General features: G+C 34.1%; 2 protein-coding genes. Both read left to right on the plus strand.

The features are described 5' to 3' along the window. Positions 1 to 128 precede the first annotated feature (128 nt). Entirely contained in the window at positions 129 to 701 is a 573-nt protein-coding gene (locus tag WBQ70_RS04380) for an adenylate kinase (RefSeq protein ID WP_423911088.1), read from the plus strand. Between the two features lie 149 nt (positions 702 to 850). Further along, entirely contained in the window at positions 851 to 2,125 is a 1,275-nt protein-coding gene (locus WBQ70_RS04385) for a hemolysin family protein (protein ID WP_423911091.1), read from the plus strand. Positions 2,126 to 2,239: the final 114 nt, after the last annotated feature.

Consider the following 2,239-nt stretch of genomic DNA (forward strand, 5'->3'; position numbering starts at 1 on the left):
GCAAGAAAAAAGAAGCAAGAAAAAAAAATCTAGTATAATTAAATAATTTCTCACTGATTTAAAATTTAGATATAAAGTAGCAATCTTTAATCTTTAAATTCTTAAATCTTTAAATTTAAAAAAAGAATATGATTATCATTGTTTTATTTGGGAAACCAGGTGCAGGAAAAGGAACACAAGCCGAATTTTTGAAAGAAAAATACAATTTGACACATCTTTCAACAGGAGATATTTTTCGTTTCAATATGAAAAATGATACTGATTTAGGAAAATTGGCTAAATCATACATCAACCAAGGAGAGTTGGTTCCAGACGAAGTTACCATCAAAATGCTAGAAGATGAGGTAGGTAAAAATCCAGATTCTAAAGGGTTTTTGTTTGACGGTTTTCCACGTACAATTGCTCAAGCGGATGCTTTGGATGCTTTTTTGCAAAGCAAAGGTTGGGGAATTACAGGAACTGTAGCACTTGAGGCTGATGATAATATTCTTGTGGCTCGTTTGTTAGAAAGAGGAAAAACTTCTGGAAGAGCTGATGACCAAGACGAAGAAAAAATTCGCAATCGTTACGACGAATACAACGAAAAAACAGCACCACTAATCGGGTACTATAAAGAACAAAATAAGTTTCACGCTGTAAACGGAATTGGAACTATCGCAGAAATTACGGAAAGATTAACACAAGTTATTGATAATTTGTAGCAATTTCCAGCTGTACGTTACAAGTCCTCGTTCTTATCCTTTATTTTTCTAAGCCATAAAAGGAGCTTCCGCTGGTCGCTCTTTTCTGGCAAGAAAAATAAAGGATAAGTACTCCGGGCTTTTCACTACCATCTGGGCTAAACATAACAATGGAAATATTTATCATCTTTTTTCTGATACTACTGAATGGACTTTTCTCTATGTCCGAAATCGCCTTGATTTCAGCCCGAAAAAACAGATTAGAATCATCGGCAAAAAAAGGAAATCAAAGTGCTAAAATGGCACTGAAATTAGCTAATTCTCCCAATGAATTTTTGTCAACAGTCCAAATAGGAATTACCCTCATCGGAATTCTAACAGGGATCTATTCAGGAGACAAAATCACTACAGATGTTAGAGTTTTTGTAAGTTCATTTGAAATTTTAAAGCCTTATGCTTCTTCAATTGCTGTTGGAATCGTTGTGGTGATATTGACTTTTTTTTCATTGGTATTAGGAGAATTATTTCCCAAAAGGATTGGTTTAAATTATCCTGAAAAGATTGCTAAGTCGGTTGCTATGCCTATGAAATTCGTTTCGATTGTTACTGCACCTTTTATTTGGTTGTTAACCAATTCAACAGAGTTTTTATTAAGGGTACTACAAATAAAACCCACTGCCGATGGAAAAGTAACCGAAGAGGAAATCAAAGCTATCATCAAAGAAGGTACTGAAGGTGGCGAAGTACAAGAAATAGAACAAGACATTGTAGAGCGTGTTTTTCACATTGGTGACCGAAAAATAAACTCTTTAATGACACATCGGAAAGCGGTTATATTATTGCCATTAGATGCGGATAAAGCACAGGTTAAAACGAGTATTTTAGAAGAAATACATTCCGTTTATCCCGTGTATGGGGAGAACTATGATGATATCGTGGGAGTAGTCGATTTGAAAAGTATTTTTGCCAATATCGATGGTGAAAATTTTAGTTTGCCAAAAATTATGAGTGAAGCACCGTTTATGATGGAATACACAACGGCTTATAAAGCTTTGGAACAATTCAAAAAAACAAATATTCGATACGCATTAGTTACTGACGAATATGGTGTGTTTCAAGGAATGCTAACGTTGAACGATATTTTAGAAGCCTTAGTAGGTGACGCTTCTGATTTTCATAAAGAAGAATTTAAATTGATAGAAAATCAAGATGGTTCTTGGTTGGTGGACGGACATTACTCGTTGCACGATTTTCTAACGTATTTTGAATTAGACGATTTAATTAATGATTATGAAGTGACCACACTCAGCGGATTAATCATGACCGAATTAACACATATTCCAAAAGAAGGCGAAATATTGGTTTGGCAAAAAATGGAATTAACAGTCATCGATATGGATGGCGCAAAGATTGATAAAGTAATGGTGAAAACCTTAAAAGGTTAAGAACTGGTTTAAACGTTTAAACGTTTAAACTTTTAAACAAAAAAACATGACTGAAGGGAATTTTGTAGATTATGTAAAAATATTTGTTTCTTCTGGAAAGGGAGGAAAAGGATC

Origin of the sequence: Flavobacterium sp., assembly GCF_049590715.1 — a bacterium.
GTDB lineage: Bacteria > Bacteroidota > Bacteroidia > Flavobacteriales > Flavobacteriaceae > Flavobacterium.